Raw genomic sequence first — 13884 nt, 5'->3', positions numbered from 1 at the left:
TGACCGTGCATCGATGGCCGGAGTGATTAAGGCAACACGCTTTAAATCCCCATCCGATTCTCCAAAATACCTCGCGCTCTATTGGGCAGAGGGCATCTCTGCCTTCGACTGCCCGGAATATGCGCATGCGTTCAAGTACCAGTCTGTCTGGTCCAAGAAGATTCTTCCGCTCATGCAGAACCCCACCCGTCGCATCGGTGAAGCTTTCGGGCAATTTGACCAGCCTGGAGGGGACTGGGTTGCAGTCGTCGCAGCAGCCAAAGCAACTGAGCCTCGCTCGCTGAACACGCTTCACTCAGCACTTGCCGAGATCCCAGGGTATATCCAGAGCTACTCTATAAGTCCGGTGCCAGCGCTGAGCTTGCCGTTGCCCCAAGAAGCCGGCAATCCGCGGCCGATGGCTCCCATGCTCATCGTGGAGTGCGCCAGCGAAAGTGCGGCGCGGCAGGCTGCCGAATCCAGCCTGATCCATTTGCCCCCCGGTAGCACTCTTTTTGGCGTGTATCAGAGCCTGAGCAAGGACTCGGTCGGGGAGGTGCGTTGATGAACACTTCGATCGCATCCGTGGATCAGTCAGGCCCCATCAGCACCGAAAATCCTGGCAAGCGCGCCGACATCAGGCGACTCGCCGCTGCCAGTTCGATTGGGACTACGCTCGAATGGTATGACTTCACGGTCTACAACCTGATGGCGGCACTGGTCTTCAATGTCATCTTCTTCCCTTCGTTCGACCCGTTGGCGGGTACCGTCATTGCGTTCTCCACCTACGCGGTAGGCTATGTATCGCGCCCTCTGGGCGGGATCGTCTTCGGCAGCCTGGGCGACAAGCTCGGCCGGCGCTGGGTTTTGGTGGCGACACTGATCTTGATGGGGACGGTGACCGGGCTGATGGGATTGTTACCTACCTATGAAACCTGGGGTATTTGGAGTCCAATCCTTCTGGTCCTACTGCGTTTCCTGCAAGGGGCGGCTATTGGTGGGGAGTGGGCCGGATCAGTACTGTTGTCCATGGAGCATGGCGAAGATCGCCATCGTGGTCGGAATGCTTCCTTCACACAGGTAGGGCCGGCCTGCGGGACCCTGTTGGGTGCCGGGTTCATTGCCTTGATCACTTTCGTCATGACGCCAGAGACGTTCCAGGAATGGGGCTGGCGTATTCCATTCCTGTCCAGTGTCCTGTTGGTGATGCTCGGATTCTGGCTGCGTCGTGGTGTAGATGAAACACCGGTATTCAAGTCGATCGAGGTGAAGGAAGCCAAAGTCGACGCACCGGTGCGGGAAGTGTTTGTTGGGCACTGGCGGCGTTTGCTGGTCGCAGGCGGCGCACGTATCGGCTCGGACATCGTCTACGCGTTGCTGGTGGTATTCACGCTCGCTTATGTGACTAACGTCCTGCACTTACCTCGCTCTACTGCGCTGACTGCCACGATTATCGGTTCCGTGTTCCATGCCTTCAGTGTTCCGCTGTTCGGTATGCTCTCCGACCGATTGGGACGCCGGCCGGTCTACGCCTTGGGAGCAGTGCTATCGCTTGGCTGGGGGTTTGTGTTCTTCGTGCTGCTGGATACCGCATCCCCCGTGCTCATCTGCCTGGCAGTCATTGTCGGCATGATCTTCCAGGCAATGATGTTCGGCCCCCAAGCTGCTTTCGTTACCGAGCAATTCCCCACCCGCGTCAGGTATGCCGGATCGTCGTTGGCTTATACCTTGGCCGGCATTGTCGGAAGCGGACTGGCCCCACTGGTTATCACGGGAATATTCAAGGTCTACGAATCTTCGTTCGCAGTCAGCCTATATATCGCTGGCGGGCTGATCATCACCTTGATAGCGCTCGCATTCGCACGTGAAACCGCCAAGAAACCGCTAGAAGAATAATCCGAAATAGACAGGCAATTTCCTGGTGCGCAATTGAAGTTGCCTGTCAAAACTTCGCTGTGGGATCAAGCCATGCGAGATATAGATATTATTGAAACGCCTGTCGCCGAATTAGTGTTTAGCCCGTCAGGTTGTGGTGCAATGCTTGTTGAGAGTTGTCAGTCGATTTTTTCGCCAAGTGTGCAAAGAAAGTTTTTTTCACTGGCACGCGCGCTGGAAGCTGATCAACAGATCAGCGAATTGGTGCTCGGGGTGAATAATCTTTTGGTCATGTTTGACCCGCTCGTTAGTTCGCCTTCTGCGATTGAACAACTGATTCAGAGCCTTTGGCTGTATCCCGATGCGCTTCCTTCCACCCCCAGGGTTATGGAAATCCCGGTGAGCTACGGCGGTGAAGCCGGTGAGGACCTGTCCATGCTCGCCGAACACGCGGGTTTCAGCATTGATCAGTGGATCGAATGTCACAGTAACGCGACCTATGAGGTGGCGTGCGTCGGCTCCATGCCCGGCTTCGCCTACCTGACGGGGCTACCCGCTGAACTGGCCAAACCCAGAAGAGCGTCGCCGCGGGCACAGCTCGCCAAAGGTACTGTGATTATTGGTGGGGCGCAGGCCGGCGTAATGCCATGCACCGCACCATCAGGCTGGCACGCGATAGGGCGTACTGACGTCGATCTGTTCGACATCCATAGACAGCAGCCATGCCTGCTGTTGCCCGGCGACCAAGTCCGGTTCCTGATTCGGGAGGTCGCTTCATGATCGAAGTACTGAGTGGTGGTGCGCTCAACCTGGTCCAGGATCTTGGACGCTCGGGGTGCATGGCGATGGGGGTGAGCCGCAGTGGCGCCATGGATGCGCCCGCGCTGATGATTGCCAACTGGCTGGTTGGCAACCAGGAGAATGTTGCAGGGCTTGAAGTGAACATCTTTCCGTTCCGTTTCAAGGTGGAACGCGAGTTGCTCGTCAGTTGTACCGGTGCACACTGCGCACTGAAAGTGGATGGGCAATCCGTACCCAGTTGGACTTGTCTGGAGATCAGGCCCGGGCAACAGGTAGTGGTTGAGCGCCCACGCTTGGGTGTCAGGGCTTACCTTGCGTTTTCGGGTGGTATTGACGCACCGGTGCAATTGGGCTCTCGCGCGACAGATCTGAAGGCGGGGTTTGGCGGTCATGAAGGGCGGGGCCTCAATCGTGGTGATCGTCTTCAACTGTTGCCCCAAAGCCTTTCTTTAACGGGACGTGCCATTCTGCCCCTTGAGCGTGTGCAGCTAGCAGAGGACATGCGTTGCCAGCAGGTGACGGTGCGGGTGATCGCTGCAGCTCAGGCTGACGACTTTTCCTCCACTTCGTTGGACGCGTTCTATTCCACTCCCTACGAAGTCACCCCGCAGTCCAACCGTGTCGGTTACCGCCTCCAGGGCCAATCCCTGCAGACACTTCGCCCCATCGAATTGCTGTCCCATGGCATTGCGCCGGGCACTGTCCAGGTGCCGCCGGCAGGGCAACCCATCGTGCAACTGGCAGAAGCCAATACCTGTGGCGGCTATCCAAAGATCGCCACGGTGCTCGATTGCGACCTCTGGCGCCTTGCCCAAGCGGGCGTCGGTTGCAGCATCCATTTCAAGTCCGTCACTGTGGCCGAAGGCATAGGGGCCCTTGCCCAGCACCGTGCGGCGCTCGCGAACATTCAGCAACACCTGGGCGTTAGCCTACCAGCTTGATTCGAGGAACAAACAATGAACAACAAGACCTTACGCATCGATATCAATTCGGACATGGGCGAAGGCTTCGGCCCTTGGAAAATGGGTGACGATGACGCGATTCTCGACATCGTTACCTCTGCTAACGTCGCCTGCGGACTGCATGCCGGCGACCCTGAGATCATGGCTACGACCTTCGCACAGGCGAAAGCTAAGGGCGTAGCAGTGGGGGCCCACCCCGGTTTTCCAGATCTGTGGGGTTTCGGTCGCCGGGTGATTCCGCACACGACCGGCGAAATTGAGCGCTTCGTCGCCTACCAGGTCGGTGCGGCTGTGGCGCTGTCCAGTTACGCCGGTCACCCCATCACGTTCGTCAAAGCCCATGGTGCGCTCGGGAATCTCACCCAAACAGATCCCGAGGTTGCCAAGGCGATCGCCAAGGCCGTCAAAGCCGTCGACCCCACGCTCGTCTGCGTCACGTTCGCGGGCGGACTGATGATTCCGATTGCCAAGGATATGGGCCTCGAAACCCGTGCAGAGGTCTTCGCGGACCGCGCTTATACCGAGGCCGGCCATCTGGTTCATCGTAAAGAGCCTGGTGCAGTGCTCCACGACGTGGATTTCGCTGCCCAGCGCATGCTGCGCATGGTTCAGGCAGGCGGTATCGAAACGGTGAGCGGACGCATGCTTCCAGTTCATATCGACACCATCTGTGTGCACAGCGATACGCCTGGTGCGATCAGCATGGCACGAGTGCTACGCAGGACCTTGGAGTCGGCCGGCGTCCAAGTCTGTGCTTTCGCTGGGGGATCCCGCTGATGGAAAAAAACCTGGTCGAACGGCTCGTCAGCCTGCTCGAAAACAGCGCACTGAGTGAAATCGAATACTCGGCGGACGGCACCCGTATCCGGTTGGTGAAAAAGTCGGGTCAAACATTGCCCGAGCAGCCTCGCCCACCTGAAGCGCAGTCCGCTATGGCAACCCCGACACGCCAGCCGAGCTGGACCATTGATGCCGGATTGACTGGCATTTTCTACCGCGCCCCTTCGCCAGATGAGTCCGCTTTCGTCGATGTTGGCACTGCCATCGAGGAAGGCCAGCAGGTTGGGATCATCGAGGCGATGAAGATGCTTAATGTGCTCGAAAGCGAGCGCAGCGGGCGTGTGGTGCGCATCTTGGTAGAGGACGGTGCTTCGGTAGAGGCAGGGACGCCGCTGTTCGAGCTGCAATCGATGGAGGACGCCCATGTTTGACTCAGTCTTGATCGCCAACCGAGGCGAGATCGCCTTGAGAATCCTGCGTGCTTGCCGGGCATTGCAGATTCGGACTATTGCCGTCCATTCGTCTGCAGACGCCGATCTGCGCCATGTGCAATTGGCCGATCAGGCACTGTGCATTGGCCCCGCAGCCTCGGCTCAAAGTTACTTGGATATCGGTCGCCTGCTGGAGGCCGCCGAGCTAACCGGCGCGGGCGCCATCCACCCCGGCTACGGCTTTTTGTCTGAGCGTGCCGATTTTGCCGAGGCTGTAGAACGCTCCGGTCGAGTGTACGTCGGCCCCACCGCTGCAGCCATTCGCCTGATGGGCGATAAGGTCAGTGCCAAGAAGGCCATGCTGGAATCCGGCGTGCCTTGTGTGCCCGGCTCGGACGGCGCTCTGCCTAGCGACCCACAGGCGGTGGCTGACATAGCCCGAGATGTGGGGTATCCGCTGATTGTGAAGGCAGCAGGTGGTGGAGGCGGGCGGGGAATGCGCATCGTCCGCGAGCCAAGCCAGTTGGCTCAGGCGGTAGTTACCACACGGGAAGAAGCCAATCGTGCGTTTGGTAACCCAGCCCTTTACATCGAACGTTTTCTCGAAAATCCGCGGCATATCGAAATCCAGATCCTGGCAGACGGATTCGGCAATGCGGTATGGCTCGGTGAGCGTGACTGTTCCATGCAACGGCGGCATCAGAAGGTGATCGAAGAATCTCCTGCCCCCGGTGTTTCGCGAGAGGCGATCGCAGAGATCGGGCAGCGCTGCGTCGACGCCTGCGTGCACATCGGCTATCGCGGCGCGGGCACTTTCGAGTTTCTCTACGAAGACGGGGCTTTCTACTTCATCGAGATGAACACCCGAATCCAAGTCGAGCATCCGGTGACTGAGTTGGTGACCGGTATCGATTTGGTGGTGGAGCAGTTGCGAATCGCCCGGGGTGAGCCTCTGTCGTTCGGCCAGAAGGATGTCGCCGTGACCGGGCACGCGATTGAGTGTCGCATCAACGCCGAGGACCCGTGGCGGTTCACGCCGGCTCCGGGCACAGTCGACCATTGGCTTCCGCCTGGCGGCCCGGGAGTTCGTGTCGAGTCCCATCTGTATTCCGGGTACCGCGTACCGGCCCATTACGACTCGCTGGTAGCCAAGATGCTTACTTATGGCAGCAACCGCGAGGAGGCCGTCAGCAGGATGCGCCAGGCACTAGGAGAAACCGTGCTGGAGGGGATTCCATGCACTATTCCACTGCACAGACGGTTGATGGATGAACCTGGCTTCACAGCTGGCGGCTACAACATCCACCACCTGGAACATCTTTTCGAACAAGGCTTTGGTCAGACTGCGGAGAGCCCTCATGAGCGTTGAAGAACTCGCGGTACTGGTTGAGCAGTTGCAGGGGCGAGGTATTGCGCGATGTGAGTACGAAACTGAGCAGGGGTCGGTGGTTCTGGTCTTCGCGTCACATTCCCGTACATGTGTCGTGGAACCCGTTCAACTGCCTGTCCCGAGTCGCCAGGATACTTTGGTCGAGGCTCCGAAGGCCGGCCGGTTCTTGTCTTCCCACCCTTTGCAGGGCGTCGCTCTGGCATCCGTTGGCGAACCTGTCGAGGCAGGTGCAATCATCGGCTTCATTCAGGTTGGTGAGTCCCTTCAGCCCGTCAAAGCGAAAGCCGCCGGCGTCATGGCCGGCTATTGCCCGGTCGACGGCGAGCTTGTCGGCTATGGGGCGCCAATCGCCAGGCTGACCCCTTCCTAAGGGAAAGCCAGCAAGCGCACGACCGTATCGTGCGCACACCCTACCGCGGTATTCATCTATATCAAGAAGAAGAGGTCGCTGCATGCGTGCACATTGGCCCGTGGTACCTGCTGTCCTGTGTTTGACCTTTGCAACGGACCTGAGAGCCGCTGGCTTTCTCGAAGACAGCCGGGCAAACGTCGACTTCAGAAACCTGTATTTCGATCGAGACTTTCGCCAGCCTGGAGGTAACACTGCGAACGGTCAAAGCCAAGCACGGGAGTGGGGTCAAGCCGCCGTTCTGACACTCCAATCCGGATTTACTCAAGGCGCGTTTGGGCTGGGGATCGATGGCGTCGCCATGACCGGCCTCAACCTCGATTCCAGCCCAGATCGTGCAGGCACCGGCATGTTCCCAACTGAGCGTGACGGCAGTTCGGAGGATGAATTCAGCCGACTGGGCGCGAGCTTCAAATTGAAGTACTCCAAGACGCTTGTTCGCTCAGGTGTCATGGCCTTTCGTAAGCCCGTGCTTCAAAGCGCCGACTCTCGTCTGCTACCTGGTCTGTTCAAAGCCACCACGCTGGAATCCAGTGAGCTGGCGGGCCTCACGCTTCAGGCTGCACGCGTGACCAAGACGATGGGTTTGGATTCATCTAACTGGGAGCGGCTGACCAGCCGCTATGGCGGGCACAGCGACGATTTCACCCTGTACGGAGCGGATTACGCGCTGCATGATAAAAGCCAACTCCGGGTGTATTACGGCAAGCTGAACGGGATTTACCAACACACGCTGGCCAATTACCTAGGGCGCGTCGATTTCACGGCGGATCGACACCTCTCTTTCGATTTGCGCTGGTCGAAGGCGGGGGAGGTAGAGGACTTTCGCGACATCGACAACAGGGCAGTGGGCGCGTTGGTAGGGTTCCGCCAAAAGCACCACACATTGAGTGTGGGCTTCCAGAAGATGAGCGGGCGCGATGCTTATCCGTACGTAACCGGAACCGATCCCTACCTCGTTAACTTCGTGCAGATCCTGCAGTTCTCCAATGCTGGAGAGCGTTCGTGGCAGTTGCGCTACGATCTGGATCTGGCCGCATGGGGTGTTCCTGGGTTGAGCTTCATGAGCCGATATGTCCGGGGCGACCAAGTTCAGCTTTCGAGCGGCGGCGAAGGACGAGAATGGGAGCGCAATAGTGAGCTCACCTATGTCATCCAGGGCGGCTCATGGAAAAATGCCTCAATCAAATGGCGCAACGCCACTGTCCGCTCAACCTTTGGTAATGATATCGACGAAAACCGCCTCGTGATCAGCTACCCACTGAGCCTGTTCTGATGGATCATCGACCTTAGATCGAACGCCCCGCTTGGTAGCGGGGCTATCCGCCGGATCGAACTCGTGGGGAATCAATGAATACGCGTTTCATCGAGGCGTTTTTGCAGATTGCAAGGCTGAAAAGCTTCAGAGCCGCGGCCGAGCATCTGCACCTGACCCAAGCTGCCATATCCAACCGGATCGCTTCGCTTGAAGAAGAGATCGGGGCTCGGTTGTTTGAGCGGGAAACACGAGAGCTCAAGTTGACTGCGGTCGGCTCGCGGCTGGTCGACTATGGCGAGCGCATGCTGGATTTGGAACAAGAGATCCGCCACCTGGGCCGGCCCAGTCACGAAGTTTTGGGATTGGTACGTATTGGCGCTGTAGACAGCGTGGTGCATACCTGGTTGATCGACTTCCTGAAACGCTTGCAGTCGACATACCCTGGAATCGAGGTGCAACTGACTTCGGAAACCAGCGCTGGCGTTCACAAAGCTTTACGTGACGGCATGATCGACATTGCTCTACAGACGCATCCGATTGAGGGTGATGGGATCACCAGCATTCCGTGCCTCTCTATCGCAACGGGATGGATAGTCAGCAATCAGGCAATGATCAGCGCCCAGCAGCCCATTCTAGATTTACTCGGCCAACCAACCATTACCATGAGCCAGAACTCACAACCCCATCTGGTACTTAAGGAGCTCTACCGCAGGTTCAGCCTGCCTGTTGGAAAAACCCATCATGTCAGCTCTATCTCAGCACTCGTGCAACTGGTTGAGGCAGGCTTTGGCAACGCGTTTGTGCCTCTTGCGCCGGTGCGCTATGCCATTGAGTCGGGGCGAGTCAGTCTGGTGGACTGCGGTCTGGCAATTCCTAACCAACCATTGGTTGTAAGCTATACCCAGGCGCACTCATCCGAGGCTATCCGCTTGGTCGCTGAGCTGGCGTGTGTAGAGTGCGATCAGTATGTGCGAGCACTCGTACCGCCATACGCTGCCACCTAATTTCGCTGCCGGCTAAATGTGGAAACGAGATGCTTGATCGACTGGGTTCCATGTAAGCATTGTTGCCGGGTGATTAGAAATGTGCGGCTGCGTTCGGGGGAGATATTTTGCCAGCAATGTGGTACGGCGAGAACAACACCGTCAACAGGCCCAGCGCGGCCATTTCATAGGGCGTTCTGGCGAAGGTTCTTAAAACTCTGCTTCGCCTCTGGGAAATCTTTATCAAGGGATCGACTTATTTTTGACACCGATTGTGGCCAGTATTTTCGCAGGCCAGCCTGATAAACAATTCAGCCCAAGGCCCCTCCACTTGCAGGCGCCGCAAATTGAGGCTTTCGAACTCTCGAATTAGAAGATCCGGGTCTGCTTGAAGCGCAAGATTTACTCCCAAGCTTAAGCAAAGGGAATATACACTCTCTCGGGCAAACAGAAATGCCGGCTTCTCGTGTAGATAGGTACGGGCAACCAACCATAGAGATCTGCATGGCGACTGGATCAGTAGGTGCGCTGTACCAGGCCGCTCCACCCAATGGACCCTCCTAGGTAGAGTGCGGGCGACTCTCCATTAAAGAGGGGGCCGCAAGTGCGGCCTAAAGGTATAACCTAGCCCATTGGGTACATGTTTTCGGCAGCACAACGAGCGCAGCTTGCATCTTTACTGTGCCTGAAGGTCAAGACTACACCGTTGTCACCGTTCCGCCGTCGATGCGGTGCTCGGACCCGGATATCGACATAGCCCTTGGTGAGCCAGAAAAGCAATGAGGTCGGCAACTTCCTGGGGCTTGGCAGGTCTGCCAAGCGGGATCCCGCCAAGCGACGCCATTATCATGCGTTGACCCTCTTCATAACTGGTTGCCGCCTGCTCGGCGAGCCGTTGCGCCAGCCTCACGGAGGCCTCGGTCTCGATCCATCCGGGCGCCACGCTCAGTACCCGAACCCCTTTGGACATCACTTCCTTGGCCAAGGCTTTGCTGTAGGTGGTTAACGCGGCTTTGGCGGCAGCATAGGCGGTGGTCGCCTCGAACAGCGGCAGGCTGCGCTGGATGGAACTGACGTGGATGATGACGCCCGCCTCCCGTTCTAACATGGAAGGCAACAGTGCGCGGTCCAGGCGAACTGCCGGCATCAGGTTGAGGTTCAGCTCGGCGAACCATTGCTCGTCACTGATAGCGGCGAAGCCACCGCTGGGTGTGCTCGAGCCACCGACAGCATTGATAATGATATCCACGCCACCCCATTGTTCGAGGGCGCTCCGCGCGAGTTCGGCAACACCTTCGGCGGTAGTCAGGTCGGCGCGGATGAATGTCACACCGGGCATGGAGTGTCCGGCCACTTCTCGTGCTGATGTCATTACCTGCACGCCTGCTTCGACAAGCGTGCGCACCACGGCGGCGCCAAGCCCCATCGTGCCGCCTGTCACCACGGCGCGCAGGCCAGTTAGCTGAAGATCGAAGCTCATACGGCAATCTCCAGCTCGGCGATGAGGCCATGCTGGACACGGAATGAGAATGTCAGGTCGATGGGGCTGCCTGGAAAATCGCCGATGACATGCGTCTGAACCTGGTGCATATGGCCTGCGAGCTTCACGGCGCGTGGTTCGAGGGTGTAGCGGTAGCGCGCGGCTGACTGCGAGCTCCAGGCCCTGATCGCAGCTAGGCCGATGTGGGCCTTGCCTTCATCGTACACCCGTGCGTCAGAGGTGAAGCAGCGGGCGATGGCCTCAGCGCCTTGAGGCTCGGCGGCGAAGTAGGCAGCAATCGGATCAATCAGGTTAACGGCAGACATGGTTCACTCCTGTATGTGTGTGGATGAATCATGGGCGATGTTATTAATTTAGAGAATGGCCTAGAATATGAAAGGGCCATGAAGAGAATTATGCATAATGCGCGGATCTGAATTTGCCGAACTTAAAGCCTTTGCCGCTGTGGTCGAGCGCAAGAGCTTCGCGCGCGCTGCTGAGCATCTGGGCGTGTCCGCTTCGGCGCTCAGCCAGACCATTCGCAATCTCGAAAGCCGCCTCGGCGCGCGGCTGTTAAACCGCACTACGCGAAGCGTCGCGCCATCCGCCAGTGGCGCGGCGCTGCATGCCCGCCTGGCTCCGCTGTTTCGTGAAATCGCTGCTGCGGTGGACGCTGTTGCCGAGACAACCGGGCAGATCAAGGGCAGACTGCGTATCAATACCCCTGGCATTGCCGCCAGGGTGCTCATCGCGCCGCGGCTCGCACGTTTTCACCAGATCCATCCTGATGTGCTGCTCGATATCGTGGTGGATGATTCACTTGCCAATATCGTCGATGGCCGTTTTGATGCCGGCATCCGCGTAGGCGGCCAACTCGAGAAAGACATGGTGGCCGTACGCCTGACTCCGGATCTAGACATGGTGGCGGTGGCATCTGCGGAATATCTCGCACGCCGCGGCACCCCTGACTCGCCTGCCGATCTGCAGCAGCATGCGTGTATCAATTGGCGGCTGCAGGCCGACGGCAGAAACTACCGCTGGCAATTCGAAAAAAGCGGCGAGCGCATCGAGGTGACGGTCGACGGCCCGGTCGTCACCAACCATCCCGACATCGGCATCGCTGCAGCTGTACAGGGGCTTGGCATCGCCTATCACTTCGAGCGGGAAAACGTGAGGGAACTGCTGGCCGAAGGGCGCTTGGTGCAGGTCCTTGCAGATTGGTCCATCTCGCGTCCGGGCCTGTTCATCTACTACTCGAACAGGCAGTACCGGCCGGCGGCCCTCGGTGCGTTCATCGACTGCCTGCTCGACCGGCCGCCGTTCGATCAGCCTTGGCCGGCATGAGCTGCGTGTGTGCGGGTGGCTGCTCCGCCGTGGAGCTTGATCTGCCCTTCGTGGAGCGCCCGCAGGTGGTCGCGCAGGGGCAAATCGACGAGGTGCTAGGGCGCTATCGCCAGGGGGATTTCCTGGAACATGCTTTGCTCGACCTGCTCGAAATACTCGAAGCTCATGAAAAACGCCACGGCTAGTGAGCCGCCGCAAGATCCTTCGATCGTCTGGAGGGGTGACAAAACCGGGCGCGACATTGTTACGAGCTTCACTTCGCTGCCCGTTTTCTAAGCGGGTTGTGCTGCCAGCTGCCACGCGGGAGGCGCCTGGCAGAGCAGGACCTGAATTGATCAGTAAGCCGAGTCGCTGGCGGGCGTGCTGGCGAAGAAATGTCTGATGATGGACGGCAAACGAGCTGGTGCGATGCGCCCCCGGCGCTGCGCATCGAACAAGCCGAAGACTGCAGAACCAAACATTTCGGTCAGCTCTGCGGCTGAAAGCTCGACTGCAAATACCCCTTCTTTCTGACCCCGCAGAAAAAACGCATCCAGGGCCTCGGTGTAATGCAGCCAGCTATGGTCACCCACGAAGGGAGAATCCGGGCTCCAGTTGAAGGCCACATAGGCCATCACCTCGCTGTGGGCAAGGTGGCTGAGCAGCAACTGCTCGAACGCCGGCCGTACCGGGCCCTCTTTAAGGGCGGGGTGGAAAATGATGCGTTCAATGATGGCTGCTCCGTGGGTGAGGAGCATGTTCTTCAAGTTTTCCCGGGTGCCACAGAAACGGTGCAGAGTAGCTTTGCTAACGCCCGCTGCTTCAGCAATTTCCTTGAGTGTACCGCGAGGATGGGCCAGCAATGCAGCGGCCAAGGCAGCAAGAAGCTTATCTTCGTTAGCGCTCATGGTACCTCCATGAAAATTTGCATTATCCGTTATTGAGGCATTAATGGCTACTATTAGTGATTTCTGACTCCATTGAGACAATGTTGACTCATGGCGCGGATTTCTGGATCATCCGCCTCCTCATACTTCGATCTATCCAGGTGCGTGATGCAGGCTTTGCTCCTAAAAACCGTTCTCGCAGGTGTGGTGCTCACCACAATCCTCAGCCTCACGGCTTGCGATCAGTGGGATTACGACATGGGGCAGACCGCGCCTCGGGAGGTCAACATCCTCACCGTGAAAGCTCAGCATTACAGCCGGGCGTCAGAGTTTCCCGGTCGTGTCGAACCGGTGCGCATCGCCGAGGTTCGTGCGCGCGTTTCAGGGATTGTGCTGACGCGAAACTTCGAGGAAGGGGCGGATGTAAAGGCGGGCCAGTTGCTGTTCGAGATCGACCCGGCACCGTTCAAAGCGGCGTTGTCGCGCGCCGAGGGGCAGTTGGCCCAGGCGCAGGCGCGCGTGGAGCAAACCAAGGCTACCTGGAGCCGTTACAAGGAGCTGATCGATATCAAAGCGGTCAGCGCCCAGGACTTCGATACCGCCAAAGCCGAACTGCATAATGCCCAGGCGGTAATGCGCTCGGCTGCCGCTGAAGTTGAAACCGCTCGTCTGGACCTGGGGTATGCCACGGTACGCGCCCCGATCGCCGGCCGCATCGGGCGCGCGGAGGTGACCGAAGGTGCTCTGGTCGGTCAGGGTGAGGCAACGCTGTTGGCGCGGATTCAACAACTTGACCCCGTCTATGTCGATTTCAAGCAGCCGGCTGCGGATGCGCTGAAGCTGCGTGCTTCGGCCAGTACGAACAGCCAGGCCACGACGCTCAGTGCCATGGTCGAAGGTATCGAGGGCAAAACAGCCGGGGCGTTGCAGTTCGCCGACGTGGCGGTCGACCGTGGAACCGGTGAAATCACTCTGCGGGGCAAGTTCGACAACCCGGAGGGGGTGTTGCTGCCGGGTATGTATGTTCGCGTGCAGGTGCCGCAGAGCAGCGGCATGGCGATCATGGTCCCGCAGCGGGCGGTGCAGCGCAGTGCCGACGGCAAAGGCAAAGTGATGTTGCTTGGGCCGAACAATGTGGTTGAAGAGCGTGCCGTGGTGACGGGGTTCATGAAGGGCGACCAGTGGCAGATCAAGGCAGGTTTGCAAGCCGGAGACCAGTTGATTACCAGCTCGCTGACCGCCATCGAGCCCGGCGCCACGGTGGTGCCTCGGCCTCAGGCCACCAACCCGACTGCCGCTTTGACATCCCAGGCGCAATAAGCGGAG

The 13884-nt window shown here is 58.7% G+C and carries 15 protein-coding genes and 1 pseudogene; 13 read left to right on the top strand and 3 right to left on the bottom strand.

All coding sequences use genetic code 11. The features are described from left to right. From N5D53_RS02880 to N5D53_RS02835, 10 genes are all read left to right on the top strand, one after another. Nucleotides 1-544 (top strand): hypothetical protein (locus N5D53_RS02880; protein ID WP_279839795.1); only part of this gene is annotated, 544 nt, incomplete at its 5' end. Continuing rightward, on the top strand, nucleotides 544-1875 hold the full coding sequence (locus N5D53_RS02875; protein WP_279839793.1) for an MFS transporter: 1332 nt from the start codon (nucleotides 544-546) through the stop codon (nucleotides 1873-1875). The genes N5D53_RS02880 and N5D53_RS02875, both read left to right, overlap by 1 nt. Before the next feature lie 33 nt (nucleotides 1876-1908). Continuing rightward, nucleotides 1909-2634: a 5-oxoprolinase subunit PxpB gene (gene pxpB, locus N5D53_RS02870; RefSeq protein ID WP_279839791.1), complete on the top strand. Its 726-nt coding sequence runs from the start codon at nucleotides 1909-1911 to the stop codon at nucleotides 2632-2634. Next, the gene (locus N5D53_RS02865) at nucleotides 2631-3596 is read left to right on the top strand and encodes a biotin-dependent carboxyltransferase family protein (protein WP_279839789.1); all 966 of its coding nucleotides are present in this window, start codon (nucleotides 2631-2633) and stop codon (nucleotides 3594-3596) included. Before pxpB ends, N5D53_RS02865 begins: the two co-directional genes overlap by 4 nt. Before the next feature lie 15 nt (nucleotides 3597-3611). After that, entirely contained in the window at nucleotides 3612-4394 is a 783-nt protein-coding gene (locus N5D53_RS02860; RefSeq protein ID WP_279839788.1) for a LamB/YcsF family protein, read from the top strand. After that, nucleotides 4394-4828 carry a biotin/lipoyl-containing protein gene (locus N5D53_RS02855; protein WP_279839786.1) on the top strand — a complete coding sequence of 145 codons (435 nt, stop codon included), beginning with the start codon at nucleotides 4394-4396 and terminating at the stop codon, nucleotides 4826-4828. Before N5D53_RS02860 ends, N5D53_RS02855 begins: the two co-directional genes overlap by 1 nt. Further along, nucleotides 4821-6197: an acetyl-CoA carboxylase biotin carboxylase subunit gene (gene accC, locus N5D53_RS02850; RefSeq protein ID WP_279839785.1), complete on the top strand. Its 1377-nt coding sequence runs from the start codon at nucleotides 4821-4823 to the stop codon at nucleotides 6195-6197. Before N5D53_RS02855 ends, accC begins: the two co-directional genes overlap by 8 nt. Beyond that, the gene (locus tag N5D53_RS02845; RefSeq protein ID WP_279839784.1) at nucleotides 6187-6588 is read left to right on the top strand and encodes a hypothetical protein; all 402 of its coding nucleotides are present in this window, start codon (nucleotides 6187-6189) and stop codon (nucleotides 6586-6588) included. The genes accC and N5D53_RS02845 overlap by 11 nt, the downstream gene beginning before the upstream one ends. Before the next feature lie 82 nt (nucleotides 6589-6670). Continuing rightward, nucleotides 6671-7903, top strand: coding sequence for an OprD family outer membrane porin (locus tag N5D53_RS02840; protein ID WP_279839783.1), 1233 nt, complete (start codon nucleotides 6671-6673; stop codon nucleotides 7901-7903). Between the two features lie 74 nt (nucleotides 7904-7977). Beyond that, entirely contained in the window at nucleotides 7978-8889 is a 912-nt protein-coding gene (locus tag N5D53_RS02835; protein WP_279839781.1) for a LysR family transcriptional regulator, read from the top strand. A 677-nt stretch (nucleotides 8890-9566) separates the two neighbouring features. Here the strand turns inward: N5D53_RS02835 and N5D53_RS02830 are convergent. Beyond that, a pseudogene (locus N5D53_RS02830) lies at nucleotides 9567-10348 on the bottom strand (SDR family oxidoreductase). Further along, complete coding sequence (locus N5D53_RS02825) at nucleotides 10345-10674, bottom strand: nuclear transport factor 2 family protein (protein ID WP_279839779.1); 330 nt, start codon at nucleotides 10672-10674, stop codon at nucleotides 10345-10347. The pseudogene N5D53_RS02830 and the gene N5D53_RS02825 overlap by 4 nt, the downstream one beginning before the upstream one ends. 97 nt (nucleotides 10675-10771) lie before the next feature. On the opposite strand from N5D53_RS02825, the gene N5D53_RS02820 reads away from it, so the two are divergent. Together N5D53_RS02820 and N5D53_RS02815 are read left to right on the top strand one after the other, a co-directional pair. Continuing rightward, a complete protein-coding gene (locus tag N5D53_RS02820; protein WP_279839777.1) occupies nucleotides 10772-11692 on the top strand; it encodes a LysR family transcriptional regulator in 921 nt (306 codons plus the stop codon). A gap of 29 nt (nucleotides 11693-11721) precedes the next feature. Next, nucleotides 11722-11877, top strand: coding sequence for a hypothetical protein (locus N5D53_RS02815; RefSeq protein WP_279839775.1), 156 nt, complete (start codon nucleotides 11722-11724; stop codon nucleotides 11875-11877). A gap of 150 nt (nucleotides 11878-12027) precedes the next feature. Here N5D53_RS02815 and N5D53_RS02810 read toward each other — a convergent pair whose 3' ends face one another. Further along, complete coding sequence (locus tag N5D53_RS02810; RefSeq protein WP_279839774.1) at nucleotides 12028-12579, bottom strand: TetR/AcrR family transcriptional regulator; 552 nt, start codon at nucleotides 12577-12579, stop codon at nucleotides 12028-12030. A 147-nt stretch (nucleotides 12580-12726) separates the two neighbouring features. Here N5D53_RS02810 and N5D53_RS02805 point away from each other — a divergent pair, with 147 nt between their 5' ends. Next, nucleotides 12727-13878 carry an efflux RND transporter periplasmic adaptor subunit gene (locus N5D53_RS02805; protein WP_279839772.1) on the top strand — a complete coding sequence of 384 codons (1152 nt, stop codon included), beginning with the start codon at nucleotides 12727-12729 and terminating at the stop codon, nucleotides 13876-13878. Nucleotides 13879-13884: the final 6 nt, after the last annotated feature.

The sequence above is a fragment of the Pseudomonas sp. GD03862 genome (assembly GCF_029840855.1).
Taxonomy (GTDB): domain Bacteria; phylum Pseudomonadota; class Gammaproteobacteria; order Pseudomonadales; family Pseudomonadaceae; genus Aquipseudomonas; species Aquipseudomonas alloputida.
Note: the sequence above shows the minus strand (reverse complement) of the source record. Positions and strands in the feature narration are given on the sequence as shown.